Source organism: Paraburkholderia sp. A1BS-2L (assembly GCF_051125205.1).
GTDB lineage: Bacteria > Pseudomonadota > Gammaproteobacteria > Burkholderiales > Burkholderiaceae > Paraburkholderia.
In genome coordinates, this window is sequence record NZ_CP120432.1 from 183,942 (window position 1) to 210,834 (window position 26,893).

At 58.6% G+C, this 26,893-nt stretch carries 24 protein-coding genes and 2 pseudogenes; 6 read left to right on the forward strand and 20 right to left on the reverse strand.

The window, feature by feature from the left end; genetic code table 11:
• Window positions 1-220: 220 nt before the first annotated feature.
• The 9 genes from P5W98_RS34650 to P5W98_RS34690 all read right to left on the reverse strand — a co-directional run bounded on the left by P5W98_RS34650 (window position 221) and on the right by P5W98_RS34690 (window position 9,108).
• Entirely contained in the window at window positions 221-1,204 is a 984-nt protein-coding gene (locus P5W98_RS34650) for a fumarylacetoacetate hydrolase family protein (protein ID WP_421029028.1), read from the reverse strand.
• A 9-nt stretch (window positions 1,205-1,213) separates the two neighbouring features.
• Entirely contained in the window at window positions 1,214-2,326 is a 1,113-nt protein-coding gene (locus P5W98_RS34655) for a porin (RefSeq protein ID WP_421029029.1), read from the reverse strand.
• A gap of 104 nt (window positions 2,327-2,430) precedes the next feature.
• The gene (locus P5W98_RS34660; RefSeq protein ID WP_421029030.1) at window positions 2,431-3,240 is read right to left on the reverse strand and encodes a cyclase family protein; all 810 of its coding nucleotides are present in this window, start codon (window positions 3,238-3,240) and stop codon (window positions 2,431-2,433) included.
• A gap of 11 nt (window positions 3,241-3,251) precedes the next feature.
• Window positions 3,252-4,406 carry an MFS transporter gene (locus P5W98_RS34665; RefSeq protein WP_421029031.1) on the reverse strand — a complete coding sequence of 385 codons (1,155 nt, stop codon included), beginning with the start codon at window positions 4,404-4,406 and terminating at the stop codon, window positions 3,252-3,254.
• Between the two features lie 36 nt (window positions 4,407-4,442).
• The gene (locus tag P5W98_RS34670) at window positions 4,443-5,576 is read right to left on the reverse strand and encodes an FAD-dependent oxidoreductase (RefSeq protein ID WP_421029032.1); all 1,134 of its coding nucleotides are present in this window, start codon (window positions 5,574-5,576) and stop codon (window positions 4,443-4,445) included.
• Window positions 5,577-5,588: 12 nt separating this feature from the next.
• Window positions 5,589-5,957, reverse strand: coding sequence for a Rieske (2Fe-2S) protein (locus P5W98_RS34675; protein ID WP_421029033.1), 369 nt, complete (start codon window positions 5,955-5,957; stop codon window positions 5,589-5,591).
• 12 nt (window positions 5,958-5,969) lie between these two features.
• Entirely contained in the window at window positions 5,970-6,893 is a 924-nt protein-coding gene (locus P5W98_RS34680; RefSeq protein ID WP_421029034.1) for a VOC family protein, read from the reverse strand.
• 14 nt (window positions 6,894-6,907) lie between these two features.
• Entirely contained in the window at window positions 6,908-8,065 is a 1,158-nt protein-coding gene (locus tag P5W98_RS34685) for an alpha/beta hydrolase family protein (RefSeq protein ID WP_421029035.1), read from the reverse strand.
• Between the two features lie 2 nt (window positions 8,066-8,067).
• Window positions 8,068-9,108 (reverse strand): MBL fold metallo-hydrolase, encoded by a 1,041-nt coding sequence (locus P5W98_RS34690; RefSeq protein ID WP_421029112.1) that lies wholly within the window; start codon window positions 9,106-9,108, stop codon window positions 8,068-8,070.
• Window positions 9,109-9,284: 176 nt separating this feature from the next.
• On the opposite strand from P5W98_RS34690, the gene P5W98_RS34695 reads away from it, so the two are divergent.
• Entirely contained in the window at window positions 9,285-10,181 is an 897-nt protein-coding gene (locus P5W98_RS34695) for a LysR family transcriptional regulator (RefSeq protein WP_421029036.1), read from the forward strand.
• 398 nt (window positions 10,182-10,579) lie between these two features.
• Window positions 10,580-11,029: a response regulator transcription factor gene (locus P5W98_RS34700; RefSeq protein ID WP_421029037.1), complete on the forward strand. Its 450-nt coding sequence runs from the start codon at window positions 10,580-10,582 to the stop codon at window positions 11,027-11,029.
• A gap of 518 nt (window positions 11,030-11,547) precedes the next feature.
• Here the strand turns inward: P5W98_RS34700 and P5W98_RS34705 are convergent.
• From P5W98_RS34705 to P5W98_RS34735, 7 genes are all read right to left on the reverse strand, one after another.
• Window positions 11,548-11,868 (reverse strand): DUF4148 domain-containing protein, encoded by a 321-nt coding sequence (locus P5W98_RS34705; RefSeq protein ID WP_421029038.1) that lies wholly within the window; start codon window positions 11,866-11,868, stop codon window positions 11,548-11,550.
• A gap of 104 nt (window positions 11,869-11,972) precedes the next feature.
• Window positions 11,973-12,290, reverse strand: a complete 318-nt coding sequence (locus P5W98_RS34710) for a PepSY domain-containing protein (RefSeq protein ID WP_421029039.1) — start codon at window positions 12,288-12,290, stop codon at window positions 11,973-11,975.
• A 214-nt stretch (window positions 12,291-12,504) separates the two neighbouring features.
• Window positions 12,505-12,924, reverse strand: a complete 420-nt coding sequence (locus P5W98_RS34715) for a sensor histidine kinase (RefSeq protein ID WP_421029040.1) — start codon at window positions 12,922-12,924, stop codon at window positions 12,505-12,507.
• 256 nt (window positions 12,925-13,180) lie between these two features.
• Window positions 13,181-14,433, reverse strand: a protein-coding gene (locus tag P5W98_RS34720; protein WP_421024845.1) for an IS3 family transposase whose coding sequence is annotated in 2 segments (ribosomal slippage) — window positions 13,181-14,148 and window positions 14,148-14,433 — 1,254 coding nt in all. Because the reading frame shifts where the segments join, the coding sequence is not laid out codon by codon here.
• Between the two features lie 2,154 nt (window positions 14,434-16,587).
• Complete coding sequence (locus tag P5W98_RS34725; protein WP_421029041.1) at window positions 16,588-17,967, reverse strand: ATP-binding protein; 1,380 nt, start codon at window positions 17,965-17,967, stop codon at window positions 16,588-16,590.
• Window positions 17,964-18,626: a response regulator gene (locus tag P5W98_RS34730; protein ID WP_421029042.1), complete on the reverse strand. Its 663-nt coding sequence runs from the start codon at window positions 18,624-18,626 to the stop codon at window positions 17,964-17,966. The genes P5W98_RS34725 and P5W98_RS34730 overlap by 4 nt, the downstream gene beginning before the upstream one ends.
• A gap of 24 nt (window positions 18,627-18,650) precedes the next feature.
• Complete coding sequence (locus P5W98_RS34735; RefSeq protein ID WP_421029043.1) at window positions 18,651-18,947, reverse strand: DUF4148 domain-containing protein; 297 nt, start codon at window positions 18,945-18,947, stop codon at window positions 18,651-18,653.
• A 499-nt stretch (window positions 18,948-19,446) separates the two neighbouring features.
• Here P5W98_RS34735 and P5W98_RS34740 point away from each other — a divergent pair, with 499 nt between their 5' ends.
• The 3 genes and pseudogenes from P5W98_RS34740 to P5W98_RS34750 form a co-directional block, all read left to right on the forward strand.
• A complete protein-coding gene (locus tag P5W98_RS34740; protein WP_421029044.1) occupies window positions 19,447-19,767 on the forward strand; it encodes a hypothetical protein in 321 nt (106 codons plus the stop codon).
• Between the two features lie 980 nt (window positions 19,768-20,747).
• Window positions 20,748-21,896, forward strand: coding sequence for a porin (locus tag P5W98_RS34745; protein ID WP_421029045.1), 1,149 nt, complete (start codon window positions 20,748-20,750; stop codon window positions 21,894-21,896).
• Window positions 21,897-22,233: 337 nt separating this feature from the next.
• Window positions 22,234-22,476: pseudogene (locus P5W98_RS34750) on the forward strand (poly-beta-1,6 N-acetyl-D-glucosamine synthase); the annotation flags it as partial.
• Between the two features lie 15 nt (window positions 22,477-22,491).
• Here P5W98_RS34750 and petA read toward each other — a convergent pair.
• The 4 genes and pseudogenes from petA to uppS all read right to left on the reverse strand — a co-directional run bounded on the left by petA (window position 22,492) and on the right by uppS (window position 25,841).
• On the reverse strand, window positions 22,492-23,112 hold the full coding sequence (petA, locus tag P5W98_RS34755) for a ubiquinol-cytochrome c reductase iron-sulfur subunit (RefSeq protein WP_421029046.1): 621 nt from the start codon (window positions 23,110-23,112) through the stop codon (window positions 22,492-22,494).
• A 75-nt stretch (window positions 23,113-23,187) separates the two neighbouring features.
• Window positions 23,188-23,379 (reverse strand): hypothetical protein, encoded by a 192-nt coding sequence (locus P5W98_RS34760; protein ID WP_421029047.1) that lies wholly within the window; start codon window positions 23,377-23,379, stop codon window positions 23,188-23,190.
• A gap of 51 nt (window positions 23,380-23,430) precedes the next feature.
• Window positions 23,431-24,879 (reverse strand): trypsin-like peptidase domain-containing protein, encoded by a 1,449-nt coding sequence (locus tag P5W98_RS34765; RefSeq protein WP_421029048.1) that lies wholly within the window; start codon window positions 24,877-24,879, stop codon window positions 23,431-23,433.
• A gap of 222 nt (window positions 24,880-25,101) precedes the next feature.
• A pseudogene (uppS, locus tag P5W98_RS34770) lies at window positions 25,102-25,841 on the reverse strand (polyprenyl diphosphate synthase).
• A gap of 282 nt (window positions 25,842-26,123) precedes the next feature.
• Here uppS and P5W98_RS34775 point away from each other — a divergent pair.
• The gene (locus tag P5W98_RS34775; protein WP_421029049.1) at window positions 26,124-26,882 is read left to right on the forward strand and encodes an energy transducer TonB; all 759 of its coding nucleotides are present in this window, start codon (window positions 26,124-26,126) and stop codon (window positions 26,880-26,882) included.
• Window positions 26,883-26,893: the final 11 nt, after the last annotated feature.

Here is a 26,893-nt window from a genome sequence, read left to right on the forward strand (position 1 = left end):
TTATTCCCTTTTTTGTAGCAACAAAAATCCGCTCCGGCTTACGGGCACTAAGGGCTTAGGCCCGAGATCAGGAACGATGGTCCCAAAGCACCCACGTCCCGCCATAGCCTCGGGAGCGAAGCGGGGCACACTTTTTTCTGTGTGGATTGAAACGACGCGTCGCGAACCTAGGTCGGCCCGCTAGGTAACTGGGGGGCTTTTCCTGAGCGTGCGGATTTCGCTATCGTGCCTTAGTTACTTCCTGGTCAATGACCCCGAACGGACCTTCACGTCCTTCCTCGAACAGAGCTTCCATGCGAACCCGATCCCCGAACCTCATGTATTGAGTGGATGCCGAACCGTGGTCGATAATCTCGATGACCCGACGCTCTGCGATGCACGCGGAACCGGTATGCCGAGACAGGTTCGACACTGTGCCAGAACCGATGATACTTCCCGGGCTGAGACGGCGCGTTCTCGCTGCGTGTGCTACCAGTTCGCCGAAGTCAAAGTTCATTTCTCCACCGTGCGGCTCCCCGAAGCGTTGCCCGTTCCAGGAAACATGCAGGCGCATATGGACTCGGCCACCGTGCCATGATTGACCTAGTTCGTCTGGCGTGACGGCCAGCGGCGCAAAACTCGTCGAAGGTTTTGCCTGCAGGAACCCAAATCCCGACTTCATCTCGCGAGGCCCTAGTGCGCGAAGGCTCCAATCATTGATCTGCACGATCAATCGAACAGCACTGAGAGCTTCCTCCGGCGTAACCGCCATGTTCACGGGCCCGACAATGACGCCGAATTCCCCTTCAAAGTCGATACCATCCGCCTCCGAGGGTAGTGAAACCTTGTCGCAAGGACCCAGAAAATCGTCACTTGCGCCCTGGTACATTACCGGGATCGTGTCGAAGTCTGGTATCGGCTCAGTATTGAATGCCGTCTCCATTAGCTTGCCATGGTTGAGGAACGCCGAAGCGTCGCACCACTGTGGGCTCCGGGGTAGCGGCGCCGCACAAACAGCCGGATCAAATGCCATTGCGGTTCTTGTCTTGCCGGAATTCAAATCAGCTGAAACGGCCTCCAGGCGAGGCGCAACTTCGTCCCACCGTTGCAGTGCATCAAGCAGAGAAGCGGCGATCTCCGGGACCGGCAGGGCAACGCGCATGTCACGCGAAACAACCACCAGCTGCCCATCGAGAGAACCATTTTTCAAAGTTGCAAACTTCATTGGAGCACCTCAGAAGCGTTGACGGAGGCCAACCAGGACTGCGCGTGCGGACCCGTTAGCTGGAAGCGGTGTCGTCTGCATCGAGGGGGCCGCCAGATTGGGACGGCCGTTGAATCCCCCATCGGAATCCGTTACGCGTCCGACGCGCATATAGGCGGTTGTGCGCTTCGAAAAACTGTAGTTCGCACCCAGGTTGATCCACGTGTTTCTCCCCTTCGCCTTAGTCGCGCCAGTCGCATACGTCATTCCGTTGTCGATCCCCAAGCCCACCTGCCCGACCAGTTCGAAAGCGGGGGTCACTTTCCATACGGTGCCCACCGACCATATGTTGGTCACCGGGGTCCGCCCGTTTGAAAGGTCGTTGCGTTGTTGCCAGAACATGGCGCCCACGTTGACTTTGGAGAACTTGTAAATGCCGGCGGCCGCAATGAGTTTTTGGTTCGCCTCCCCTCCCGCATTTAGATTTTGGCCTCTGGTCTGAAACGTAATGCCGCCTTCGAATGATTCTCCGTCATACGCAAGCATCACCCCATAAGCGTTGTGAAGGCTCCCCGCACCGATGATCTGTGGACCGGGGCCGGGCGCCACGCCAGTGCGGTCTCTCAAAGACACCGTCGCCTGCGCAGAAAAGCCGTTCCAAGTCGGTGTAAGATACTTGATCATATTGTCTTGAGACGTCTGATCAAGATTCGACTGTTGCGCGGCAAGAGCGGGCGAATAGCTCGACAGGTGATCCAAGTCATACTTGCCCAGTTCGAGCTGCATCAGCGCATAGTCTCGGCCGAGGCGAAGCTCACCCATGGTTTTGGAGTTCAAGCCAACATAGGCCGCGCGGCCAAAAAGCCGATTCTGCGGAACCGAATTTCCGCTGTTCAATGCGAGCCCCTGCTCAAGTCGAAACACTGCGCTGAGACCATTTCCCAGATCCTCGCTTCCGAGAAATCCCAAGCGGGAGGGAACGTTCCCGATCGGGAGCATTTGAGTCACGCTTCCCCGATTCGTTACATTTGAGTATTGAGCCGCTTCGTCGAGAATCCCATAAATAGTCACGGACGACTGTGCCGCAGCAGGCAGCGCGTAAGCTACAGATAATAAGCCCGCGGCTGTAATGACCTTTTTCATAATCGTTTGTCTCCACTTTTATATTTTGAATGGCGGCACGCCGCCGCGGCCGCAATGCGGCCGGCTTTTCTCGATTAAATGGTTTCCGCCTACTGCAACGAGAGTTACTCGGCCTGCGCCTCCAGGATGGCGACCGCTCGTGTCCAACCTGCCGAAGCGCCCCGGATTTTGTGGGGGAAGCAACTTACCAAGAACCCGTTCGGAGGAAGAGCCTCCAGATTATGTAGTTTCTCAAGATGGCAATATCCAATATCTCTGCCAGCTTTATGGCCTTCCCAAATCAGAGCTTTGTTTCCCGTTTCGGCAATCTTCTTTGCCGTATATGAAAACGGCGCGTCCCAACTCCAGGCATCTGTACCCGTCAGACGAACTCCGCGCTCCAGAAGATACATTGTTGCTTCGTAACCCATGCCACACCCCGCTTGAAGGTAGTCGCGCTCCCCATAGCGCGAGCCGGCACGGGTATTGACGAGAACGATGTCGAGCGGTTGCAGCGCATGCCCGATACGCGCCAGTTCAGACTCCACATCCTTTGCTGTTGCGACGTAACCATCCGGAAAATGCCTAAAGTCCAGTTTCACGCCCGACTGAAGACACCAGTCCAGCGGAACCTCATCTATCGTTATAGAGGGCCGCTTTTCACCGAGCTTCTCATCCATGGTCGAATGAAAGTGATAGGGCGCATCAAGATGAGTCCCGTTATGAGTCGTCAGTGTGACCCACTCGGCTGCGGCCGCCTCCCCATCGGGAAAGTCCTCCGCCTTTGTGCCGGGAAGCATTGCCATAAACTCGCCAACAGTGTCGACATGCTTCTGGTACGTGATCTTGGGTGCCAATGGTGGCGGGTCGGACAACACGTCGTTTTCCAGATAGATCGAAAGATCGATGAGCTGGCGCTTTGATTTGGCTAGCATTTTTACCTCTCTCAGGCGATGCGGGGAAGCGTGGTTTCCTGCTTCCGGATCCGTATAAAACACATCACTGCCACGATGTCGATCGTGATAGCAGAAAACCCTAAGCTGCCATACCCAGCATGTTTGACTAGCGTTCCTCCGAGGATCGGTCCAATCGCAGCACCTACCATCAGCATCGCCGGTGTTGCCGCCAACACCCGACCGGACGAGTCAAGCTTTGCGACTAGCCCGAAGGCAAAGGTATGCGTAAAGATCATGGTGGCTGCAAAGAAGGCGGCGCCGATCGCGAACCATATGAACGATGTGCTTTGCGCGATGGCGAATGCAAGGGTCGCCTGTACAATAGGGCCGACAATCAGAACCGTCCTTGCGGGCAGTCGGCGTTCAAGTAAGGCTGCGAGTGCGGCAGGAAGCAGGTTGATCACGCCCAGTGCGACAAGAATCCCCGTCATTGCGTTGAGTCCAAAGCCGCGATCGATTCCAATTCGCTCAAGAAAGCTAAAGATCATAGCCTGCACTAACCCGAGGCTTCCGATGCCTATCACGCACGGCCAGACCGTGCACTCCAACGGCCTCAGTTTCACATCGATGTGCGCACCCGTGATTGCCTCGGATTGCCACGAAGGAAAGAGCGCCAAACAGACAAGTGACGCAAATCCCATAATTCCAGCGAAGATTAAGAAGAGCGACCTGCCCCCGATAGATGCAATAACGTTTGGGACGCCGCCGAGAAAAGCAATGGCGAAAACTCCAAGCGCAACGCCAACGACCGCGAATAATCGGTGTGGGCGTGCGCTTCGTGCAATCGTTCCGTGAGTGAAGGTAAGCGCGCACGAAGCAGAGACGCCTGCCAAGACATGCAACGCTGCCATCTCCCAGTAGGATGACGTCGTGAAAACGCATCCGAAGGCGATAGCCGCCAATGCAAAGCCCAATGTAGCCGCGACCCTAGCACTGAGGCGACTCAGTTGACGGGCGAAGAAGACGCTGCTGGCCACTGCGCCGCAAAGGAATAGGGTAGCTAACCCTCCTGCCTGCTGGGCATCGAAATGATAGGATTCAATGAGTGTACCTACCCAAATCGGCAGCGCAACAAGGTCTATCATCCCAGCACAATGTGCGACCATTAAAGCTAGCCGCCCGGTCCAGCGCTCCGTGCTTACCATTGTGTGTCTCCGAATATAGTTAGTTTCCTACCAAGACTAAATCGATGCGGCCAATGCCATCATCGAATCCCGCATGATGCGAGCGTGTTCTTCCTTGTCGCCCGATGTGATTTCGATTTCACCCAGTCGCGCGGAATTCCGGACAACCATGCTGCAACGGTCCCATCGGCGGAGTTGGAATGCTGCCAGCGCGTCAGTCAAATTTGCGTGCTTAGAAATCTCTTCGGATAAGACAATGGCGTCCTCAATACCGATACACGCGCCCGAAGCCAGATGAGGAGTGGTTGCGTGAACGGTGTCTCCGATCAGGACCACGCGGCCGGCGTACCACGGCTGCGGCACAAGCAAACCTTCAAGCGGCCTGTAAATGATCTGAGCGTTCGGACCTTGTAGATGCGGAAGCATCTCCTGAATTTGAGGGTCCGTAAACGCCTTGAGGAGTTCCGTCATACGATCGGCAAATTCAGCCGGGTTGATGTACTCGTTCACTGGGCGGTGTTCCGTGATGAACATGTACATCGATTTTGCAGATACCGGATTGACGCCGGGCTTTACCTTTCCTCCTACCCACATCATCGCAGTCTTAACGCCCGATGGCCGTGGAAGCACTGCGCGCCACACGCCTTGGCCGCTGTACTTGGGCTTCGGCGCATCGGGGAAGAGCAGTTCTCGAGTCTTGGAATAGAGGCCATCCGCGCCAATTACCAGGTCATAGCGTTGGCGGCTTGAGTCACTGAACGTGACTTCAACGCCTTCCGCATCTTGCTCGATCGACGTGAAGGTGCATCCGAGGCGAACTCTGGTGCCCGAAGCTCGGGTCGCGTCAGCAAGGATGCGCGCGAGCGTTGGCCGCATGATTGCGCCGCCGCCCGGGACGTCGGGGCCCGCGATGCGCGGAGTTGCTAGCGTCGCAAGATGGACCCCATCTGGCCGGTACAACTCCATGCCATCAGACGCACTGCCTGCACGCATGAATTCGTCCAAAATCCCGAGGGTCCTGAATGCGCGGAAGGTCGCGCCGCCCAAGCTGATGCCAGCCCCATAGGAGCGCCAGCTACCGTCAATCTCCACGAGATCGACAGACATTCCCAGTTTGCGCAACTGAATGGCCGCGGACATTCCGGAGAATCCACCGCCGATAATTAGAATCCGCTTTTCGTGCGAGCTCATGATCTCGTATGCTTAAATGTCAGTATCAGCGAGGCATATTTCGCCTTTAGCTGTTTGTATGAGTGAAACTTGAGTAAGGCGTTGACCGATGCAGGGACCGGCAACGCATACTCCCGTGTTGATTTCGAAGTGCGCACCATGTGCGCTGCAGACGATGAATTGCCGGTCTGTATCCAGGTAATGGTCTTTGCGCCACGCGAGCGGTGTTCCGGGCCAATGCGGGCAAGAGTTCAGGTACGCCCGCAGACCCTGAAGCCGAACAACGAATATCGAATCCTGTCCCGCTCCCTCGGGATCGAATCCCCTTGAGGTCCTTTCTTCCCACTCACTCAGTTCGGCAACTGTAAGAAGACAAACCGCAGCACGTTTAAGCGACGACAAAAGTAGTTCTCCCTACTTTTTGGGAGGCGGTCCACCCGGCGCCCATTTCTCCCGATGGTGGAAGAGAAAAATCTGGGACGCATCTGCGCTCATAGGAGCTTCGCGTGCGATCCATTCGTCGTCGTGGAGGTCCATATCTGCGTCGTACTCGACGTGACATCCGAGCGGACTGTTGAAATACCAGAACCAGTTCGAGCCGAACTTGTGACGACCGGGTCCCCAGAACGACTGGTAGCCCTTCTCAACGAAGCGCGTGCCAGCTAGCATGACCTCTGTAGGACCACCCATATGGAAAGTGAAATGCTCCACGCCCTTCATCTGCGGCGGCGTTTGAATCATGAAAAGGGTGTGATGATCCTCGGTTGCGGCAGGACGCATAAACGGACCAACGCCGGTAAATCGGTCGGTGGTGACGAACCCAAGACGTGCGTAAAACGCTTCGGCACGTGCCGCGTCAGGCACAAAGTAGACGACGTGTGAGAGGGTTCTGGGTAACGCAGCGTTGTCTTGCGATGCGCCAACGGTATTCACGCCTCGGCGAAGCGATGCGCCTGGAGCGTTTGAGACTTCTCCCTCCATGCTGAGCGGCTTGCGAATGCTGACTTGAAAGCCAAGGACGAAGCCCATGTCGTCAACCGACTCGATGGATCCGTCCGGCAATCGACGTACTTCGCGGTCCTTTTGCAGTTCCGCCTCAATATCGTCAAGGACGGTAGCATCCACTACGCCGTAGATTGTCTTGCGTAGCATGCTTCCAGTAGGCAGCGCCGGCGGCAGAGCGGGATCGTCGGCTCGTTTGAGCACGACCCCCGTGCCATCTAGCGCCTCAAACGTGCCGTTCCCATCGTCTACAAGGCCGTAGTCAACAAGATACTGCCTGCAACTCTGCAGGTCTTCAACACCGAAGACGAGCGTGTCCGGTCCGATAATTTTCATAATGATGCTCCTGCTTAAGCCACGCTGCCGCCGAGAGTCTCGGCGACCCAATCGGCAATGTATTGACCGGCGTTGATGCTGTTATCAAAACTGGAGTGCTGGACTCCGCCTTCCCGCGCCGTGAAGATTTTCAGTTCTCGTTTCGGGCTATTGATCAACTGATCGTAAGTTCGCTCGGCCCATTTCACGGGAATCTGAGAGTCTTTTTCCCCGTGCGTTACCAGAAATGGAACCCGAATGCGTTCCAGAATGCCGTCTAGATGCACGTTTTCGGCGATCCGCATGAATTCGTCCATGTCCTTCGCTCCCCATACCCAGCGGACGTGAGCCCAGTAGTGCGGGACTGGGAAATCACCTTCCTTTTCCAGTCGGCGCTTTTGAACGTCCCGCCAATCGTGATTGGCGCCCCAGACAACGCCGCACGCGAAACGAGGCTCAAACGCGACTGCGCGGGGGCAGTAGTAACCGCCGAGGGAAACGCCTTCCATACCAATTCGAGCGGGGTCGACATCCTCCCGTGTCTCTAACCAATCGACCACGCGACTAGCCCAGTGTTCGCTATCGAACCGCGCTGTCATGTGATGCAATCGAAGCGCCTCACCTGTACCAGGCTGATCAATAATGACCGACGAGACTCCGCGCTTGGCAAGCCATCCTGGCAGCCCAACCCGATACTTCATTTCTTTCGTCGAATCCAGGCCATTGACCTGCATGAGAATCGGTGCTCGTCCGCCGACGCCCTCGGCTCGCACGTACAGCCCGGACAGATGACCACCCTCGTATGGGATCTCGACACGCTCGCAGTTCTCCCTCGAAAGTTTGATCCCCCTTTCGAAGGTGGAGAGAAAGCGACGGTATAGTTCCAGACGGCCCGGCGAGTCTTGACCCTGGAGCCGCTCGCAGGTCAGATAGTAGATAGCGGCACGGTTGTATTTCTCGCCGGCAGACAGCATACGTCCCGCGGCCTCGTCTTCTTCGGCAAGGCCACATAGTTTGTCGGCCATCTTTGCCCACGTCTCACGGAAGGCCTGCGTTCCCGCAGCATCCGGCTGACGCGCAGCTTCTTGCAGCGGTGCGCACATCTCCTCGATCTCGCCGATGCGCGCGCCCATCTCGATTGCGAGATCGACGGACAGGTTCCAGACGTAGTTGGTTGGAAAATAGCGGAACACTTTTAAAACTCCATCAGATCGCGGGCCAGAGTCACCGGGCCCTTGTAAAACTTCGACACGCCGTCTGTGTATGCAGAATCCGGATCCGTATCACGGCCGGGCACAACATGTGTTAGCACCACTTCCTTCACATTCGCCGCCTGAGCAAGTCGGCCGATGTCCTCGGGATCTGTATGATCCTCGGCCATATGCCGCATTAGTCCCTGGAGCAGACCGGCTGGCGATTTTCCGGGCTGGGAGGCCATGAATTTTTTCAGGCTGTCTTCAATGAGCGGCAGGCTGATTACCTCATGCACCAAGACATCTGCATCCCTGGCGAAATTGACCATGTCTGCGCACTTGCCCGTATCGCCGCTGTAGACAACCACCCGATCTGCAGTCTCAAAGCGAAACGCCCAGGACTTATCCTGCGCAACGTCTGCGGGTGTGCCGTGCTCGAAGTGGAAGTGGCAGTTCTCGATCGCCGTCACTTTTACAAGGTCGTCTTGATAGACGATGCCCGGTGAGCCGATATCGTGAGCTCGGAAAAGAGATTCCGGGGTCTCCGCGATCTTGGCGTCGGACTCACGAATTCGAGCGTTTGGCTCAAAGTACCTGAGATAGCCTTGAAGCATGGATTCAGTTCCGACCGGACCATAGACGTTCACCTCTTTACGACGTCCGGTGCTCCACTGAAGGCCCATCAACGTTCCCCAATCGGCGTTGTGATCGTCGTGGTTATGGCTGATGAAGATTTGGTTGATTCGCCGGTAGTCGATACCCGCTAGACGCAGTTGTTGTACGACACCGTTACCGGCATCGATAAGGTACACACGACCTCGGACGACCAGAGCATTTGCAGGTTGAGCCCGGTGGCCAGCCGGTAGGGGGCCTCCCTGTGTACCAAGTGTGACAAATCGAGTGCCTGTCGATTGTTCCAGCGACGGGGAATTTTGGGCGGCAGCGGCCACGCACCATACAGCGGTAAGTAGTCCTATAGACTTAAGAAGCCGGTCAGACCATCCGCTTCGAAACGGCAAACCATAAATACGGCTCCGTTTCACAATTCCCCCGGAGGTTCGGCGCGGGAACAGGAACATATCGTCTCCTGATATTTGTTTTGAACGTGATCGAAGCTTATACTTGCGCCAGCAGCATGAAAAATCGTTTCGATAGACGATACGATTCGATTTCGTGGAGCAATTGAGGGAATACCCTTATGCGATTTAATGGGCTTGACTTGAATTTGCTGGTAGCGCTTGATGTTCTACTTGTCGAGCGAAGTATTTCTCGTGCTGCCGAACGGCTGAATATGAGCCCATCCGCGATGAGCAGTGCACTGGGCCGCCTTCGCGATTACTTCGATGATGAACTTCTGGTGCAAGTCGGCCGAAAGATGGAGCCCACTCCGCGTGCCGAGGGGTTGCACGATGCAGTACGTGACGTACTGTTGCGAGTGGACAGCACGATCGCGACGCAACCGGACTTTGTTGCAAGCGAAACCAATCGAACTTTTCGAATTTTCGCGTCTGACTATTCGCAAACTGTGCTTGTGCCTTTGATGCTATCCGTTGCCGCCGAGATGCGGTCCAGAGCCCGGTTTGAGTTGCTTCCCCATGTGTCGAATCCTCAGAGGGCGCTAGAGCGCGGCGAGGCGGACCTACTGATCATTCCTCGGGGACTTGTGTCGGCGGAGCACCCCGTCGAAGTTCTCTATGAAGAGCGGTTCGTCGCCGTAATGTGGAGCAATAGCCCACTCGCCCAAAGCGAGTTGACGATTGAGCGTTACCTCAACGCGGAACACGTGGTAATGCAGCCTCCTGGTCCGGAACGCGATACCTCATATGAAGCCGGCTCCGTCAAGCGACTCGACTATTCTCGCAGCATCGCCGTGACTACTTACAGCTTCTCCGTAATGCCAGCATTGGTTGTGGGGACTGAATACATAGCGACCGTGCATGAACGGCTTGCTCGAGCAATGCGCCGGGTCTGGCCGCTAGAGGTGCGAGACGTTCCATTTGCGATTCCGCCAATGGAAGAAGCGATCCAATGGCATAAATATCGTACGCAAGACCCGGGGTTAGTGTGGTTGCGTTGCGTCATCCAGGAAGCGGTCAAACGACTCGATCGTGGTTGAAAAGCTTGGCTATAGATAGCGTCGCATCGTACGCTTTCTGAATCCGATAGCGCCATAGACGCTGACGGAATTTCCGACTCGATACTGATTACGTGTCTCGCTTCGCTGCGAATGGCGCATGAAAGAAGTGCCACTGCCCCTTTGGGGGCGATGCCGGAAGTTCGCAGAGAGCGGCGACGTGCTTGTTGTGTCGCCTCGGCGCCAATCTTTCGGCTCCGGGCTGGGGCCCGCCTGCCTCGTTGTGACACATTTATCGTCGCAAAGGTGTCACTTTTATTGCGGACTACGAGTATCGATCCCACGAACTCGTACTTCTCGATTTTGGGAGCCCGGGGCTGGATCCGATCCGCCTTCTGCGAGGCTACCGAAGAATCGGGGGCCGTGCAGCCGTCATCGCCATGCTTCCCCACCGTCTTTTTGATAGCCCGGCAGTAGCGCTCGACGCCGGCGCCGACGACTATCTTATGAAGCCGTTTGAGTCGGAGGATCTTAGCGCGAGGGTTCGCCTGTTGCTTCGCCGATCGCCCCACGATAAGGAGCCGGTCACGATCGGCAATCTGGTTTTAAACCCGCTCGATTGTTCGGTATTGCTCGACGGACTACCCGTAGCATTAAGGTCCAGCGAATACCGGCTGCTGGCTGCGCTCATGAATGAGCCCACGCGCGTATTTACGCGTGCTGAACTGGCGACGCAAATCTATGGGCGTCCCAGGGGCGTCGCGGCCAATGCGGCCGACGTTCTGATACACCGTTTGCGGCACAAGCTTGGTGGGGAGAAGATCGTGACGGTCCGGGGCGTCGGTTACCGGATGCGCCCAGCGTCGCGCCCAGATCATTTCGCCCAGTAGGCTGGCGCCACGAGTTATCGTCGGTGTATGCGGCGTAGGGAGGAGGCAAGAGAAGGCGGTGGCGATTGAAGGAGAATGTTGCCTTCCACGGTAGGGGAGTAGGGAGGAAAATACTGGACGCGCTGCGCGCGTTCATCGGTACTGCGGTCGATCGGGGCGTGGCGCTGTCCGCAGATACCTCTGGAAATTGCGAATGCCCTGGTGGCACGTGCGCGGATGCGGTTCGCAAGCGACGGAGCCGCATGTCGCGCGGCAGTCAAATTTCATTCGGGACGCTCCGGATAGTGGCGTGTCCCCGTGGGAAGGCAAACATGAGAGCCCGGCGAGCAACTTCGGCCGGCCGTGTGCCGGAAGGCCACGAACGAGCGGAGCGAACCGCCCTGATTTCGTGCACAACGCGAGGAAAGCCGCGTCGCCGTTTCAGGCCGAGGTTACTGCAAATGCTTCGCTGCTCCGATGCTGACGGGCAGTACAGTGCTTTCCACAAGCGGCGCCTCTACCCGGTGATGTCGCTTTGGTTACTTTCCAGGATAGCCATACATCGCACGCCAGTTGTCCGTCGAAACGCGCTGACCGGACTGTGACACCCCGACAGCCATTCCGCCATAACCTGAATTTGCGCTACCTCCGTGGGCGTCCCTGGCGCTCACGCGGGCCTCGGCGGCTTGCACATCCGCTGGATAATGGACCTTGCCCGGCTTGTAACCGGCATGCTCGAACTGGACAAGTTCTGCCCGGACCTGCGCCCGGGTAACCGGACCGCCCGTCGGCTGCGCGAACGATATCGCTGGAGTAGCGATTGCGAGTAATATCGCGAGCGTCCTTGTGGTGGCGTTCATGAGCAGTACCTCCGTGGTTGTGCCTGCTTGCAGTGCGCTGGCCTCATGTGTGCCAGCAAGTGCAGTTTCTCCCCTTGAACTTAAGGGCAGGTTAACGCCCATTTTCAGATCTTTTCCCAGTCCTCAAATGTTCGTTCCACCTTGTGTTCAAGCACCGCGCATGTACATGCATCCACGCCAACCTCCTGGGTTCCCTTCTGCGTTGAGATGTCAAACGAATAGCGCAAGCCACTGCCGCCCGGCTCCTTTTCAAGTTTCTCAGCCGTGATCTTTCCAGGCTGAGCGTTCAGGACTACCGCGCGTGTCCTCGCAAGGCTTACTTGTGCTTCCTTCACACATCCGTCGACGGACATTGCATGCACAGTAACGCTCGTTGCAAGTGGGCTGACTGCCAGCGCGATCATGTTCGGCCACTTCGTCATCTGGCATTTCCACAGTGATCGTCAACATGGCCACCATAGCGATGAAATGTTAAGGCAAGCAGATGCAGGCCACGATCGGAACGCCTGTACAGCTTATTGCGGTTCGCTGAAGCGGACGGCATCGGTTCGGGTGCGGCAGCAGCTGTTTTGCTCCGATTGCTCATTCCTTGTACGTGAGTCGCGCGACGAATCTGGTGGAATAGTCGCGTGCCTGCTATTCGGCAACGGCAGGGCCGTTTTCAATCACCTCGATACCCGGACGACCACCCACGCGCGCGAGGACAAGAACGATCGTGCCGCCGCGCGGCGTAAAGCGGATCGCCTTGCCCAGCAGGTCGTTCATGAGCATGACGAGTCCCCGTGGATCGGCTGCCAGCTCGCAGCTGTCGTCCTCAGTTACGCGCGGGCGCACTGTGAGCCCCAGGTCTATGTCCCTCTCCTCGGCCAGCGGCAAGAAGTCGCTGATGACTTGCTCACTCAGGCGCCGCAGGCTCACAGTAGTTCCCGGCCGCGGCGCGTAGGCGTCTTCGCAGACGAGTCGGAGCAACTCCTGCGCGAGGTGGAGGAGTCGCTTCGGCCGCGTCTTTCCGCGTCCAATAGTCGGCGAACCGGCGCTCAGCATGTCGTTGTGCACGTGCCCTGCAGGGGTAATGCGAGCTCAGTGAGCGTCATCCGCAGTTGGGGCGCGAACTCGTCAGGGAGGGGGCGACGTGCGTGCGAAGGCGCGCCTGGACGCTGGTAGAGGGGGGCGAGCCGCCCGGATGGTGTTCTCAACTTGGTGGTCATCGAACTATCAGGGTTGGTCGGCGCGAGCGCGTTGTGCGTGCGGGTGCCCAACCGCGGAGGAAGGGTAAAGTGGACCCGTCAGTCAAGACACTTTTCTGCTTGATTTAAGCTGTAATCGCGTCCAACTGCACAGCTGCCCGGCGCTGCCCCGTCCTGCATTCCTTTCCCGGCCCTTCATCCGTGTGGCCATATTTATCGACGATCAGGGCGCCGCCACCGACACCCAGGCGATAGACCTGATCCGGAGTTGCGTATCCCAGCGACTGGTGCGGGCGTTCGGCGTTGTAGAATGCAAAATATTGTGCCAATCCCACCATCAGCTCGCCCATGTTGGCGTAGCCCTTCAGATACACATCTTCATACTTCACGTTGCGCCACAGTCGCTCCACGAAGATGTTGTCCAACGCCCGCCCGCGTCCGTCCATGCTGATCGCCACGCCCTCGCGTTTGAGCACGGCCGTGAAGGCATCGCTGGTGAACTGGGCGCCTTGATCGCTGTTGAACACATCGGGCTTGCCATGCTCGCGCAGCGCATCTTCCAGGCAGTCCACACAAAATGAGGCGTCCATGCTGTTGCTCACGCGCCAGGACAGCACCCGCCGCGAGTACCAGTCGATGACCGCGACCAGGTAGGCGAAGCCGCGTGCCAGCCGGATATACGTGAGGTCCGTGGACCACACCTGATTGGGCCGCGTTACCGCCACCCCGCGCAGCAGGTAGGGATAAACCTTGTGCTGCGGGTGGGGCTGACTCGTCGCCGGCCCCGGGGCCATGCCCGCCAGGCTCATCTCGCGCATCAGCCGTTGCACACGCTTGCGATTAACGCGCCAGCCGCGACCACGCAAAAACACCACCATGCGCCGGGAGCCGTAGAACGGGCGATGCGTGTATTCCTCGTCGATCAGCGCGCGCAGCTTCAGGTCTTCCTCGTCCTTACGGGCCTGCCGCAATGCCGCGTCCAGTCGTCGGTACACCGTGGCGCGTGGCACGGCCGCCAGTTCACACTGGCGCGTCAGCGGCAGCCGGACATCACCGTGCTCGATCCAGGCCAGGCGCTTCTCCTTGCTTACTCCCCCAACTTTTTTTTAAGCCAGTCCACTTCCATCTTCAGTCGCCCGATCTCGCCGTATAACCGGTCCTCGCTGCTGTTCTCGTCCACCGGCTTGGGGCCGCGCTTGACCTCGAACAGGGCGCCTGCCTTCTCCAGAATCTCCTTCTTCCACTGCCCGACCAGTACCGGATGCACTCCATATGTCTGCGCAATTTCGCTGACCGTCTTCACCCCGCGTACCGCCTCCAAGCCGACCTTCGCCTTGAATTCCGGCGTGTGCACCCTGCGTTTTTTTCCTTCGCTCATTCTCTGCCATCCTTTCGCGGACGACAGCTTAAACTACCGTCTCAAACTCGGGGTCCACTTTAGGGTGCCGCCAGACGCGAGGTCGCGCGCCCTCGCACGCAAAACAATAATCACGGAAGCGATGGCTGTCGTTAAGAACAAGATGAGCAGGCACGAGGCTCGCACCACGAGCCGCAGCATCAATTCTTCAAGCGCGGAGGTGGGCCGTGCGACCCGCACGCAATGGTTGGCCGGCCGCAGGCCGTCGGCACGCCAGTGCGATCCTGCATGCTCTATCGTACTGAAGTCTGCGGGGTCGCGCGGTGAAGGCGCGTTGTGCGACGAACAATGAATCGGTGCACCGTTGGTGTCTCCAATCCCGACGAGGAAATAACCGTCAGCGAAGCCTTGCGTATTTCGGTACCCGCGTTTTGCGAGGGTGCGCCAGGTTCGGCTGCAGCGACAGCACGGCGGCGCGCCGGCCACAGTCGAACACCTTGCCAGCTTCGTTAAGCGCCAGGTCAATGGTGCAGAAGCCAGCCGCCGCAGATCCGGCGCGATCCTGCAAACGTGCCGGCCTGGAACCTGGATGCGGATCGATTCCATTCGTCCGTCTTCAGCCGATACCCGCGTCGCTCACCGTGACGGCACCGATTGTGCCGGTCTTCTACTTGTATGCATTTCAACCCTAAAGCATTCAATCCTTTCAGCAGAAGGGAATGTGCGTCATGATGGATTCTGTGCGCACAGGATTCTGTGGTGGCCAGGATGGTGAACGATTGCATGGGTGCTCGATGACGTGTTTCCGTCAGGCTGGGACATTGCTCGACTTCCGGTAGGAAGTACGTTACGAATTTGCGGCGCGACGCCGTTCTGGAAGAGTCGGCAATTGGGAGCCGTTGGGCACGCGGGAAATACATGCCTTTCAGATCCATTGAGCGTATCCGCCAGGAGATTCGTCGCGGTCATGCCGCGCAGCTCTCCATGCGGGTCGCCCCCGCCGGATTGTTGCGCGAATGTGGGCTCTGAACGCTTGAGCAGTGGGCGCGCAGGACAGTCCCTGTCGTCCATCCAGCCGGGCGAGATCTTGACAGTGTATGAAGCTGAAGATGCCGATTGCTGTGTCACCGTACCATTCTGGGATTGGGATGCGTTGCTTGCGCTGCCCGCTTCGGTTGCCTTCTGGGATTGGCCACGTGCATGTGTCGTGGCTGCTAGACTAGTGGGCTGCGCGGAAACCGCTTGAATTGCCATGAAAAAATTCCCGAAAAAGTTTGCCGAAACACGGCATATAGCCTGACGGCATCGGCGTTGCGATCCTTGGATATTATTTTTTCGTTATATTCCGTAGGCTTAAGGATTGCGTAAGGATTAGCATGAATCCCGTTTCCCTTACATCTTTCTATCATGCATTCCAACATCGAATTACGATTCGCGCAATTGCCAACATCGGCTCACTGACGGGGCAGAGATGGACGTTGGAACCGAAGTGACTTTTGTTCAATGTCGAGACAGTGGGGTTGGTTGGTCAAACAGACGGTGTGCATGCCGTGCGCGCTTTCGCCGGTGGCGGCGCCGTTCGTATGGTTTGCCTGCTCAGTTTGATGGGGAATGCTAATGACTGAAGATGGTGTATCAAGCGGGGGATTCACCCGTCCCTGAAAAAGCGGCCCCGGCCTGCTGGCCGGGGCTCCTGAAAGGTGATGTCAGCCGCAGCACCGGATTCCGCTGCATATTGGCCTATCAATCACCTGCGTGAAGCGGGCAGGATCGGCGTCAAGATGACGTTCGTCATCAACTTCGCGCTAACTGTAGGGTGACAATACTTAAGTTAGCCTTAATTCATCCCTGCATTCATGCGCTCGGGTTGGTGACGTTTCTCAGCAAGAACACCGGAGGCACTGGTTGCCGCGCGTTTGAGCGCGCGAGAAGCGTCCCCGGGGCGTGAACCCGGCATCGGTAGAAGATGTCGTCTGGAGGTGCCGGGTGATAGTGGTCCTGTAGCCAGCAGCACGAGGATGAAGTCGCGCTCATGAAAAGGATTAAGTAAGGCGGGAGCCCGGGCGTTATACGGAATTTCGATGCGTCTGGATGACATGGTGTCCGTGGTCGTGCCTTGTGATGAGCTGGTAATGCGTCGCTTCCCGCGTGAACAGCTGGCCGCTGCCTGTGGGTCTAGACGGTTGCCGTACGGCTGGTTTCTTCCTTTTCCACGCCAACAAGATGGGGTTCGCCACGCGGAAAGCGCAAAGTTACCGCCAAACCGCAATTACCTTCACCGCTGCCAAGCGAAATGGGCGCGTGATGCTGTTCGGCGATGCGCCTGACAATCGACAGCCCCAGCCCGCTGCCCGACGCACTGTGCCCCTCGCCGCGGTAAAAACGCTCCCATACCCGCGTGCGGTCTTCCTCCGGAATACCGGGGCCGGTGTCGCGGACCTCAAGCACGGCGCAGCCGTCCTCGCGGCGCACGATGACATCAACGCGTGCCTCGGCTCCTGCGTAGCGGATGGCATTGTCGACGAGGTTGTTGAGCAGGATGCGAAGGCCATCGGCATTGCCCATCGTGGCGACAACGCCCGTAGCAATCAGGCCCAGGTCGATTTCACTGGCTTCTGCGTGGCGTACCCTGTCGCCGACTACGGCCCGTGCGAGCGCGCTCAGGTCTACCTCGCTAAAGACCGGGGCCGGCGACTCGGGCCCCAGTCTCGCGAGTGTCAGCAACTGCTCAGCGAGATGAGCGAGGCGTGCGGTGCCGGTGCGAATCTGCGCCGTGACCGCTTCGCGTTCACGTGGGCCTGACGCCTTTTGCAGCAGATCAGCCTGAAGTCCGAGCCCCATGATCGGCGTGCGCAGCTCGTGCGCGGCGTCGGCGATGAACTGACGCTGGGCGGTGAACGCGTGATCGAGTCGCGACAAGAGATCGTTGATGGCATCGACCAGCGGTTTGACTTCCGCCGGCATGGCCGTCGTGTCGATTGCCTGCATGTTGTCCATGTCGCGCCGTTTCAGGTTGGCCGCGATCTGGCGCAGCGGCCTCAAACCGTAGCCGATACCAAACCAGACAAAGAGGGCGAGCACCGGTACCAGCGATAGCACAGGCCAGAGCAGGGCCGTGGCGATCTCCGCCACCGCTTCCCAGCGCGCGCGGCGCGCCTGGGCAATACGGACGAGCAGGTCGCCGTTGCGCTCGACATACGTATGCCAGAGCTGCCCGTTGACTTCGATGTCCGAAAACCCCGCGTTCTGTGGCGGCGGCAAGGACGAGTCACGGTCGGTGCTGAACACGCGCGTTGAGCCCCGCCAGACCTGAAGCAGCACGGTGTGCGATTGCTCGCCCGAGAGGCGGTCCTCGTTTGCGCCCTGCATGTCCCGCAGTGCGAGGTGACCGTCGGGTTCGACCACGACGTGCTGTGCGATGCCCTTGAGCTGGTCGTTGAGTACCTCGTTCAGTTCAGATAGCGCCCCCCGGTAGGTCGCCGCGCTCGCCAGCAACCCGGTGAGCAACGCGGCAGGCAGCAACCAGATCAGCAAACGCCGGCGCAGGGATCTCAAACAATCTCTCCGATCTGGTAACCCACACCCCGAACATTGCGAATCGCCTTTGTGCCCAGCTTGCGGCGCAAGTTGTGGATATGCACCTGGATCGTGTTGCTCTCGACTTCTTCATTCCAGCCGTAGAGACGCTCTTCAAGCTGCTCCCGGGAAACGATCGTGTCCGGTTTGTGCATCAACTCGTGAAGCAGCGCGAACTCGCGCGTGGTGAGTGATATCTCTTCATCGTGCAGCCAGACCCGACGCTGGGCGGGGTCGAGCCGCAGCGGGCCTGCGTGTAACGTTGTCTGTGCGCGACCAGCCTGCCGACGATGCACGACACGCATTCGCGCGAGCAGTTCATCGAGTGCAAAGGGCTTGACGATATAGTCGTCGGCGCCGCCGTCGAGTCCTGCCACACGATCCGGAACGGCATCGCGGGCCGTCACGATGATGACGGACGTGTCGTCGTCCCGCTCCCGTAGCCGGGCGAGCAAAGTCAGCCCGTCCTGTTTCGGCAGGCCGAGATCAAGTAGCAGGAGCCCGTATGAGGTCGTACGCAAGGCGAGGGCGGCCTCGTTGCCATCCCGGGCCCAATCCACCGCGAAGCCCTCGCCCTGCAGTCCCTGCTGCAAGCCGCTGCCAATCAGTTCATCGTCTTCTACCAGAAGTATCCGCATGCTGTCGTTCTGTTCGGCTTGTCGTCAGTGGTGGCCGTATTCCGAATTCCACCTGTGATGCGAGATGGTGTTACCGGACTGCGAGGTACCGGTTGCCGTGCCACCGTAACCTGTGCCTGATTGTGCCGCCACTCGAGCCTCGGCCGCTTGAACGTCGGCAGGATATTGTGTTCTGCTCGGCGTGTAGCCGGCGTGCTCGAGCTGGATCAGTTGCCCTTCGACCTGCGCGCGGGTCAATGAATCGTTTGCGTCTTGTGCAAACGCCATGATCGGCGTGGCGACGGCAAGCAACAGGGCAAGCGCCTTGATGATGGTGTTCATGACAAGTACCTCCGTGGTTAGCCCGTCGGGGCATGCTGGCCTTCGTGTTCCAGCAATTGCAGTTTGAAACGCCAGACTTAAGACACGGTTAACGGGATGCTTGTCGTGAATTCGTGAATATTGGAAGGCTGGACCCGAAAGCGTGCGGGCTTGGCAATAAATGTGCCCCGATCACGAACTGGACGATAGGGGCTTTGGTCCCGTGTGCAGAGGAACGCCTGCGCGATCTCAGGCGAATCCTTAAGTTGATCTTAAGGCAACGGGCATTACATTGGGCGTCGAATCCCCGAGGCGGTTGCAGCACCTTTACATAGAAGGGGTTTGCGTCCCAGCAGCGGGTGACGGCGTGGATGATTCCTGTCGCACGGGAGGGTAGTCATGAAGGCGAATGCATTGCAGGCTGCGATGACAGCAGGCCTCTTCGCGGTCTCGACAGGAGCCCTATCCGCTGAGCCGTCCACCGTCGCGGTTCATCTGTCAGACGGGGGAAGCTAAGGGGATGTCATTGACTCTCGCGCCGTCAACGATACGGGCTGGGCCGGTCGAGTTTACGATTACGAATGAGTCTCGCGCGCTGAAGCACGATTTCATGATTTTGCCGTGGTCCGGTGCCAGCACCGCGCTGCCTTACGATCAGAAAACACAACAGGTAAAGGAAGCGCGCCTGGGTGATCTTCAAGGCGTCGAGGATCTCAATCCTCGTGAGACGGTCACTGCACGGCTCGTACTCAAACCGCGTCGTTATATTGCCTTCTGTAACGAGCCAGGACACTACCGTGACGCCATGCGAGCCACGCTGGTAGTCGACGCGGCGAAATGATGGCATCCGCGGCGGCAACATGGCGGTTGCGTTACCAGCTTGCGCTTACCTTGCAATAGGAAACCATCGCATTTTCGTGTTGACAGGTCATGCCGCTCATCTTCGCTGATCAGTGTCAAATTGTTCCAGCGATCCAGCGACTTGTTGAGTCAGCCTGCGAGATCAGACTTGAGCGACAGCGTTAGCCGTTGGGCATGATCGTAACTCGAATGCGATGGGCGGTGACCTGCTGTTCGTTTGCAATGCTCGCAGCCGGTCGATGACTGGATTGTCGTCGATAGCAGTCGCGACACAGTAGAACCTGGCGATCATATCGGGAGTTGCTGCGTGTCGCCGGTCACACGCTTGCGCGAATCTTTTCGGACCAGTTGCTGCCGGACTCGAAAGTCGCCAGTGACCTGGTCCTCGACGAGTGTCAAGATCTTTGGTCTTAAAGCAACAGTCGCCTTGTTCGCGCTTTTGCCACGGTACGATGCAGTCTTATAAAAATTCAGTCCTTCGTTAGCGATAGAATGCAAAAAGAGCTCAGCGATGACCACTTGATGCAGTAAGGATTCCAAATGGAAATGAGTAAGGCGGAACGTGCGAATTCCATGTTGTATCCAGTACAGCTGCAGCCCAGCGGTTCGGGACCGGGATCGTATGAACCGAATCGGGAACGCACAGATGCCACAAACGTCCTCTGAGTTCGCCGAAGTGCTACCCACCGATTACTGGATGCGAGCGATGTGCAACCCTTCTTTTGGCGCGTAGCGACGCGCGCGGAGTTTCGCGTTGAGCTCGATCAGAAAATGTTCTGCAAAACGACAAATTGCATGGACGGCACAACGCGGTACAGCTGATTCAGGACGGCTTGAGTGCGCCGCTTGTGCGGCTCGAGGTTCATGCAGATCTGCCTCGTGTGTTTGCTAGCCCCGCACCCGGTCGTCTCTTTACCAGCAGATATTCAAGTTTCGAATTCCAACAACAGGAGATCGGCAATGAAAAAGACGATTCTGGCCATGACAGCCATGGGTGCAATGGGATTCACGTTGACGAGTCACGCCCAGAGTTCCGTAACACTGTATGGCCTGATTGACGAGGGTTTTAACTTCACGACGAATGCGGCGGGCGACAGGGGCTATCAGATGGTGAGCGGCGATACGGCTGGCAGCCGCTGGGGCTTGAAAGGTGCGGAGGATCTCGGCGGCGGGATGAAGGCGATCTTCCAGCTCGAGAACGGTTTCGACACGAATACCGGCAGGCTGGGGCAGGGATCTCGCATGTTCGGCCGCCAGGCATATGTGGGTCTCGCTTCCGATTACTACGGCAAACTGACGATGGGGCGCCAGTATGACCCCACGATCGACATGTGGAGCGGATTCACGGCGGCGGGAAATTGGGAAGGAGATCTTGGCGCCCACCCGTACGACACCGATAACGCAGATTACGACTTCCGGATCCAGAACAGCGTCAAATACGTGACGCCGACCTACGCGGGCCTGACGGGCGAACTGCTTTACGGCTTCAGCAATCAGGCCGGAGGGTTTGCGCAGAATCGTGTCTATAGCGCAGCTGTCCAGTACCAGATGGGACCGCTCGCGGCGGCGGTTGCCTACATGAAGACGAACAACGGCGGCTCGACCTTTGGCGGTGCGATGTCGAGCAACGAAGCCGTGTTCACGGGCAGCTCGCAGCAGAACATTGATGCTGGCGTCTCGTACAAGTTTGGTGACAAGGCGACAGTCGCCTTTGCTTACTCGCACGTTGACGTGTACAACCCGACGTCGAACGCCTACTTCGTCAATCAGCCGGCAGCGGGAACCCAGAATTCCTGGAAGTTCGACAACTTCGAAGTCAACGGCCAGTACTTCTTCCAGCCCAACTTCTGGCTCGGCGCTGCGTACACATTCACGCACGCGCATATCTCGACGACCACGGGCAGTGCATCGCCGAACTGGCACCAGGTCTCGCTGATGCTCGACTACGACCTGAGCAAGCGGACGTCCCTCTATGTCCAGGGAGCGTACCAGCACGCGACGGGGAAGACCGGAACCGACTTCGACAACGCGTACATCTTCGGTTCGGCAGCGCCATCGTCAAGCTGCAATCAGATGGTCTATCGCGTTGCGATGATGCATCGTTTCTGACGCGAGCCCCCCAACGCGAACGGGAAAGACGGCCGGCACGCGGTGCCGGCGCACTTCGATGGTTGTCTGCGACCGGCTCCTGGCGTCCACGAGCGAGCGGCGTGTCGTAGCCGACGACGTCGGCGCGCCTCTTTCTTGCGGTTCTTGTTCCGCGCAGTTGCCGCGGAAAGTGCCGGATTGCGATCTGCGCAATTGACAGGTCGGCTCACCGACCGAACGGAGACGGAGTATGGAGTCGACGTGACACGTGTTCAATCTCGAGACGGACGGCACAGCCCTCAGACGTTGCGCCGTCCGGTAGCTTGACCTGCTGGACCTTGCGGACTAACAGGCTTGGATGCTGCTGGTTGCGACTTGCGTGCTGCAGATCTTCGTGGGCTGCCTGATTGACCAGCGCTACGACGAAAAGCTGCTGCTCTGTTTGCTCGATACCGTCTCGTATCCGATCGCGTTCTGGTTGATCAACATGGTGACCACGGTTGTCGCGCTGCCGTCCGACGCCTTGAGACGCCGCGGCAAGCGCGCAGTCTGGACGAGTCCAGACCGTGGTATTCAGCACGAACAGAGCGCTGGTCATTGATATTTTTCGATGTGCTCAGCTTTCTTCGTGCTCGTCGCGTCCGATGACAACGTTCGTGGGTGAGACGAACATGAAGCGTGGCACGTCGAGATTCTGTGGCGCGGGCTTGTCCTTGAAGACGCGTACAGCGAGGTCGTACGTGGAGCCATGGCAAGGGCAGAGAAAGCCGCCAGGCCAATCATCTGGAAGATTCGCTTGCGCGCCGGCCTGGAAGCGGGGAATTGGCGTGCAGCCCAGATGCGTGCACACGCCGACCGCCACGAGAAAATTACGGTGTTCCGGGCGCGAGCGGTACTGGTTGCGGCAATAGGCTGGCAGCGGCATGGAGAACGGATGCTCAGTGTATGGATCGGCAACCATCGGATTCGCTTTCACCACGGCGGCAAGCATTTCCGGCATGCGATTGACGATGAAGACCGGCTTGCCGCGCCACGCGACGGTCATCATCGAGCCGGGCATGAGATTCGTGAGGTCCGCATGCACGGGTGCGCCGGCGGCCCTGGCGCTCGCGGGCGGCGCAAAGGAGTCGATGAAGGGAATGAGCGTCGCGACGCCGGCGATGCCGCCTGCAGTCGAGGTTGCGATCAGCCAGATGCGACGTTGAGGGTCAACAGGTTCATCGAGAACGGCTTTCATCATAATCTCCGCACTTCGACTGTCGATATCGGATTCACGATGTGCAGGCTGGTTCTCGCGAGAGGTCAATTGATTTCAGACGCTGAACAATCGTACGAGCAGGCCAAAAATTTCGAGACCGATGACCAGCGCAATGATCAGCGTGGGAAGCGTGAGAACGAGCACCCAGAGGCGCCGATGGGATCCGTGCCGCTTGTCAGGCGGCGTTGGACAATCATGGCCTTTTTCTTCAGTGAAGCCCGATCGCGGCGTTGCTGCAAGTTTCATTTCGGTTTCCTTGATTGATCATGCGATGGCCTGCGTGCGCACCCATTTAGGCTACACCACGTCGATGGTCACGAACATCTGTTCACCGTTGCGCTCGACGAGTAGCGCAAGCGAATGCCCGCTGCTCTCGACCTTGTCGCGGAACTGCATTGGGCTTGATATGGGCGTGTAATTGACCATCAGGATAATATCACCGGGTTCGATGCCGGCGAATGCGGCGGGACCGACGCTCTTCTCGACGCGGACGCCGCTTTTGACTCCTGCGTCATGTTGCTCTTCGGCCATCAGACCACGCACGGTGAGTCCATCTGTTGCGATGGCATGAGCGGAAGCGGTGGATTCCTGTGCACCGTTGCCGCGCTTGCCCAGTATGATCGACGCATTGTGCGCCGCGTTGTCGCGCCAGGACACGAGCTGGACGCTCGTGCCGGGTTTGAGATCCGCCACGGTTACGGGCAATCGCGCGGAATCAGTAGCGGCACCGTCGATCTGAAGGATGACGTCACCCGAGCGTAGACCCGCCTTTGCCGTCGGGCCGCCCGGGTTGACGAAGCTGACAAGCGCGCCTTGTGCCTTGGTCAGGCCGAACGCCTGTGCGAGCGGCCCACTCACGTCCTGGACAGTGATGCCAAGCCGTCCGTGCTGGACCTCATGATGTCGCTGCAACTGCTGTTCAATCTTCATGGCCTCGTGAATCGGAATCGCAAATGCCAGCCCGTCTACGCCGCCAAGGGTGCTGATGACCGGCGTCTCAATCCCGATAACGTCACCGCCAGGATCGAGGACAGGGCTGCCGGCGTCGCCCGCGCTCTCCGTCATATCGGTTTGAATCAGGGGGATATATGAACTGCGGGGCAGTTCCCTCGCCATGTTGCTGATGATGCCAGCGGTTACGGTGTTGCTCAAACCATATGGATTGCCGATCGATGCAATCCAGTTGCCGGCCTTTTCTTCGGCCACCGTTCCAATCCTGAGTGTGGGCAGCTTCGTTGCCGGAATCTTCAGCAGCGCGATGCCACTTGCAGGATCATTCCCGAGGACCGTGGCTTTGAATTCACGTCCATCTGCGAGGGTGACCTTGATCTTCGTCGCGCCGGTGATGACCTGGGAAGCCGTGAGAACGTAGCCGCTGGAATTCACGATAAAGCCTGACCCAAGGTCCTGCGAAGGGCCTCCCGTGATGCTGGGGAAGGCGGACGAAAACTGTTCAAAGAAGCGAAAGAACGGATCGTGGTCGCTGCCCGCAGGGGGCCAGAGGCGAGGCATTTCGGGGGTGGGTTTCGGGGTCGTCGTGCTGATATTGACCACCGCCGGCCCGTTCCTGCGAACGAGTGTAGAGAAGTCCGTCACGATGACCGGTGCATGACCATGCGACTCAGGTTTGCCGTTGCCGCCCGACGCGCCGAAATAGGCTTGCGTTGACGATGGTTGTGCCACGCAGCCTGAAGAAAGCGCCGCCAGTAAGAGGGCCGCCAGCCCCCTGGGATGGGCGTATTCCATCACACCACTCCGATCCTCGGAGCTGCAGCGCGCTTTGGGCCGCTAAAAAGGGCCGGCAGGCGCCATGCTCAAAATGACAGCGTTTGCAATATAGGCGGATATCGTTAAAAGAAACTTAAAATCACATTTGCTTCGCCGTTTCGCCGGGACTGAGAATTGAGAATCTGGCAAATGTCGAAAAACTCGCGCCGCCAGTCGGGACCGCCAAGCTTCGCACCTGTGTCACGCATTCGCGCGGCCAAAGCGACGCTCCCGCGTCCGATAGGATGCCAGAGCGGCCTCGAGCGTCGCATCATCAAAGTCCGGCCAGAAGGTATCGGTGAAGTACAGTTCGGTGTAGGCCAGTTGCCACAGCAGAAAGTTGCTGATGCGCCGCTCGCGGCCGGTACGGATGAAGAGATCGGGTTCCGGCGCGTAAGCCAGTGCGAGATGTTGCGCAAAGCTGGCCTCGTCGATCAGAGCTGACCGCTCGTCGGCCGCAGTCTGCTCTAGAAGCCGCCGGATGGCCCGGAGGATGTCCCCGCGCCCCCCGAGTTCGCCGCAATCGTCAGCGTCATATGGGAGTTGTGGGCGGTTTTCGCTTCAGCGCGCTGAATGAGGGCCCGGAGGCCCGCGCCAAACATCGACAGATCACCCACGATTCGCAGCCGGATGCCGTACTCGTCGAGCCGCGCCGTCTCACGTATGAGCACCGAGGCGAAGAGGCGCATCAGAAACGATACTTCTGCGCGGCGGCGACGCCAGTTCTCCGAGCTGGATGCGAACAGCGTCAGGTAGCCAATGCCACGGTTTGAGCAGCTTTCGACAGTCGTGCGTACCGCGTCGACACCTTTCGTGTGGCCCGCCATCCGAGGCAGTTTGCGTTGCGTCGCCCACCGCCCGTTTCCATCCATGATGATGGCGATGTGCCGGGGCACGGCCCTCACATCAGGTACATGAACAGTTGAACTGACGTAGCGCATGCCAGCCCCCCAGGCGCGAACGAGCGAGTTCGTCCGCAGCCGACGAAACAAGCTCGGGATCCTTAAGATTTGCTTAACGGCTCGGAGGGGAGCCACCTCAAGGGCTTGAGCGCGTAGCGCCCATCCGACCGCCCACAAACTTGGTTTGCGGCCGCGGCGACGCATCAGGGGATCACTGGCTGGGTTTTTACGCCGTAAAGGGACTACACTGGAAGTGGCAGCAAACCGGGCACCGGTTCGCCGCGTCACCAGAGTGCACGGGCGGGCCGGCGTCAATCCGCCATGAGCACGAAATCCAGCCTGCAGCTACGACCGCCGCGCGAGCGGGGCATGGGGCGTGCGTTTGGGCTCGCGGTGTCCCTGCACGTCGTGCTACTGGCGCTTTTGTTTGCCGGCACGAGGGGCCAGCAGACTGCATCCGCCGGGCCGCACACGACCGTCTCCGGGTTGGTGACGCCTTTGCCGCTTGCTGTCCCGGTCCCGCGCATGGTCAAGCGGGACTGGGCATCACGGTTGACAGTGCCAGCCCGGCTCGTTGCTGCGAACAACCAGACGCCGCTTACGCGGCATAGCAACAAGACGGTCAAGCCCCAGCAACGACGTGGACTCGACTCGCAGATCGCGCGCGCTGGTGCGACACTCCGGGCGCCACTGACGGAGGAACTGAGCGTCGCGCAGCAGCGAAATCGGTCGGTGGACCGGGAGCGCGCAGCACGGCTCGCCGCACTCCAGGCAATCGCTGGCAGGCCGCTACCGGATAGTGGGGAGGTGGCGTCGGCGGCGTATGCTTCGCGAGTGGCACGTCGGGTGCGCGCCAACGTTCTCGCACCTTTCGATATCGAGGGCAATCCGTCAGCGGTAATCGCGGTCACGTGCACCCCCAGCGGGGCGCTGCTTAGTGTCACGGTCCAACGTTCGAGTGGAGATCCGCGGTGGGATCGTGCTGTGGTCGCCGCCGTCGAGAACTCTGATCCGATGCCGGCGGATCTCAATGGCAACACGCCGACGAGCTTTGTCATGACGTTTCGACCGAAGGGATGACCAGAGAATCA

Excerpts from the sequence above, each read along its gene's own strand:
- P5W98_RS34650 (WP_421029028.1), bottom strand. The coding sequence starts at position 1,204 with ATGAAGTTTGCAACTTTGAAAAATGGTTCTCTCGATGGGCAGCTGGTG.
- P5W98_RS34655 (WP_421029029.1), bottom strand. The coding sequence starts at position 2,326 with ATGAAAAAGGTCATTACAGCCGCGGGCTTATTATCTGTAGCTTACGCG.
- P5W98_RS34660 (WP_421029030.1), bottom strand. The coding sequence starts at position 3,240 with ATGCTAGCCAAATCAAAGCGCCAGCTCATCGATCTTTCGATCTATCTG.
- P5W98_RS34665 (WP_421029031.1), bottom strand. The coding sequence starts at position 4,406 with ATGGTAAGCACGGAGCGCTGGACCGGGCGGCTAGCTTTAATGGTCGCA.
- P5W98_RS34670 (WP_421029032.1), bottom strand. The coding sequence starts at position 5,576 with ATGAGCTCGCACGAAAAGCGGATTCTAATTATCGGCGGTGGATTCTCC.
- P5W98_RS34680 (WP_421029034.1), bottom strand. The coding sequence starts at position 6,893 with ATGAAAATTATCGGACCGGACACGCTCGTCTTCGGTGTTGAAGACCTG.
- P5W98_RS34700 (WP_421029037.1), top strand. The coding sequence starts at position 10,580 with ATGCTTCCCCACCGTCTTTTTGATAGCCCGGCAGTAGCGCTCGACGCC.
- P5W98_RS34705 (WP_421029038.1), bottom strand. The coding sequence starts at position 11,868 with ATGAACGCCACCACAAGGACGCTCGCGATATTACTCGCAATCGCTACT.
- P5W98_RS34710 (WP_421029039.1), bottom strand. The coding sequence starts at position 12,290 with ATGACGAAGTGGCCGAACATGATCGCGCTGGCAGTCAGCCCACTTGCA.
- P5W98_RS34730 (WP_421029042.1), bottom strand. The coding sequence starts at position 18,626 with ATGCGGATACTTCTGGTAGAAGACGATGAACTGATTGGCAGCGGCTTG.
- P5W98_RS34735 (WP_421029043.1), bottom strand. The coding sequence starts at position 18,947 with ATGAACACCATCATCAAGGCGCTTGCCCTGTTGCTTGCCGTCGCCACG.
- P5W98_RS34740 (WP_421029044.1), top strand. The coding sequence starts at position 19,447 with ATGTCATTGACTCTCGCGCCGTCAACGATACGGGCTGGGCCGGTCGAG.
- P5W98_RS34745 (WP_421029045.1), top strand. The coding sequence starts at position 20,748 with ATGAAAAAGACGATTCTGGCCATGACAGCCATGGGTGCAATGGGATTC.
- petA (WP_421029046.1), bottom strand. The coding sequence starts at position 23,112 with ATGAAAGCCGTTCTCGATGAACCTGTTGACCCTCAACGTCGCATCTGG.
- P5W98_RS34760 (WP_421029047.1), bottom strand. The coding sequence starts at position 23,379 with ATGAAACTTGCAGCAACGCCGCGATCGGGCTTCACTGAAGAAAAAGGC.
- P5W98_RS34765 (WP_421029048.1), bottom strand. The coding sequence starts at position 24,879 with ATGGAATACGCCCATCCCAGGGGGCTGGCGGCCCTCTTACTGGCGGCG.
- P5W98_RS34775 (WP_421029049.1), top strand. The coding sequence starts at position 26,124 with ATGAGCACGAAATCCAGCCTGCAGCTACGACCGCCGCGCGAGCGGGGC.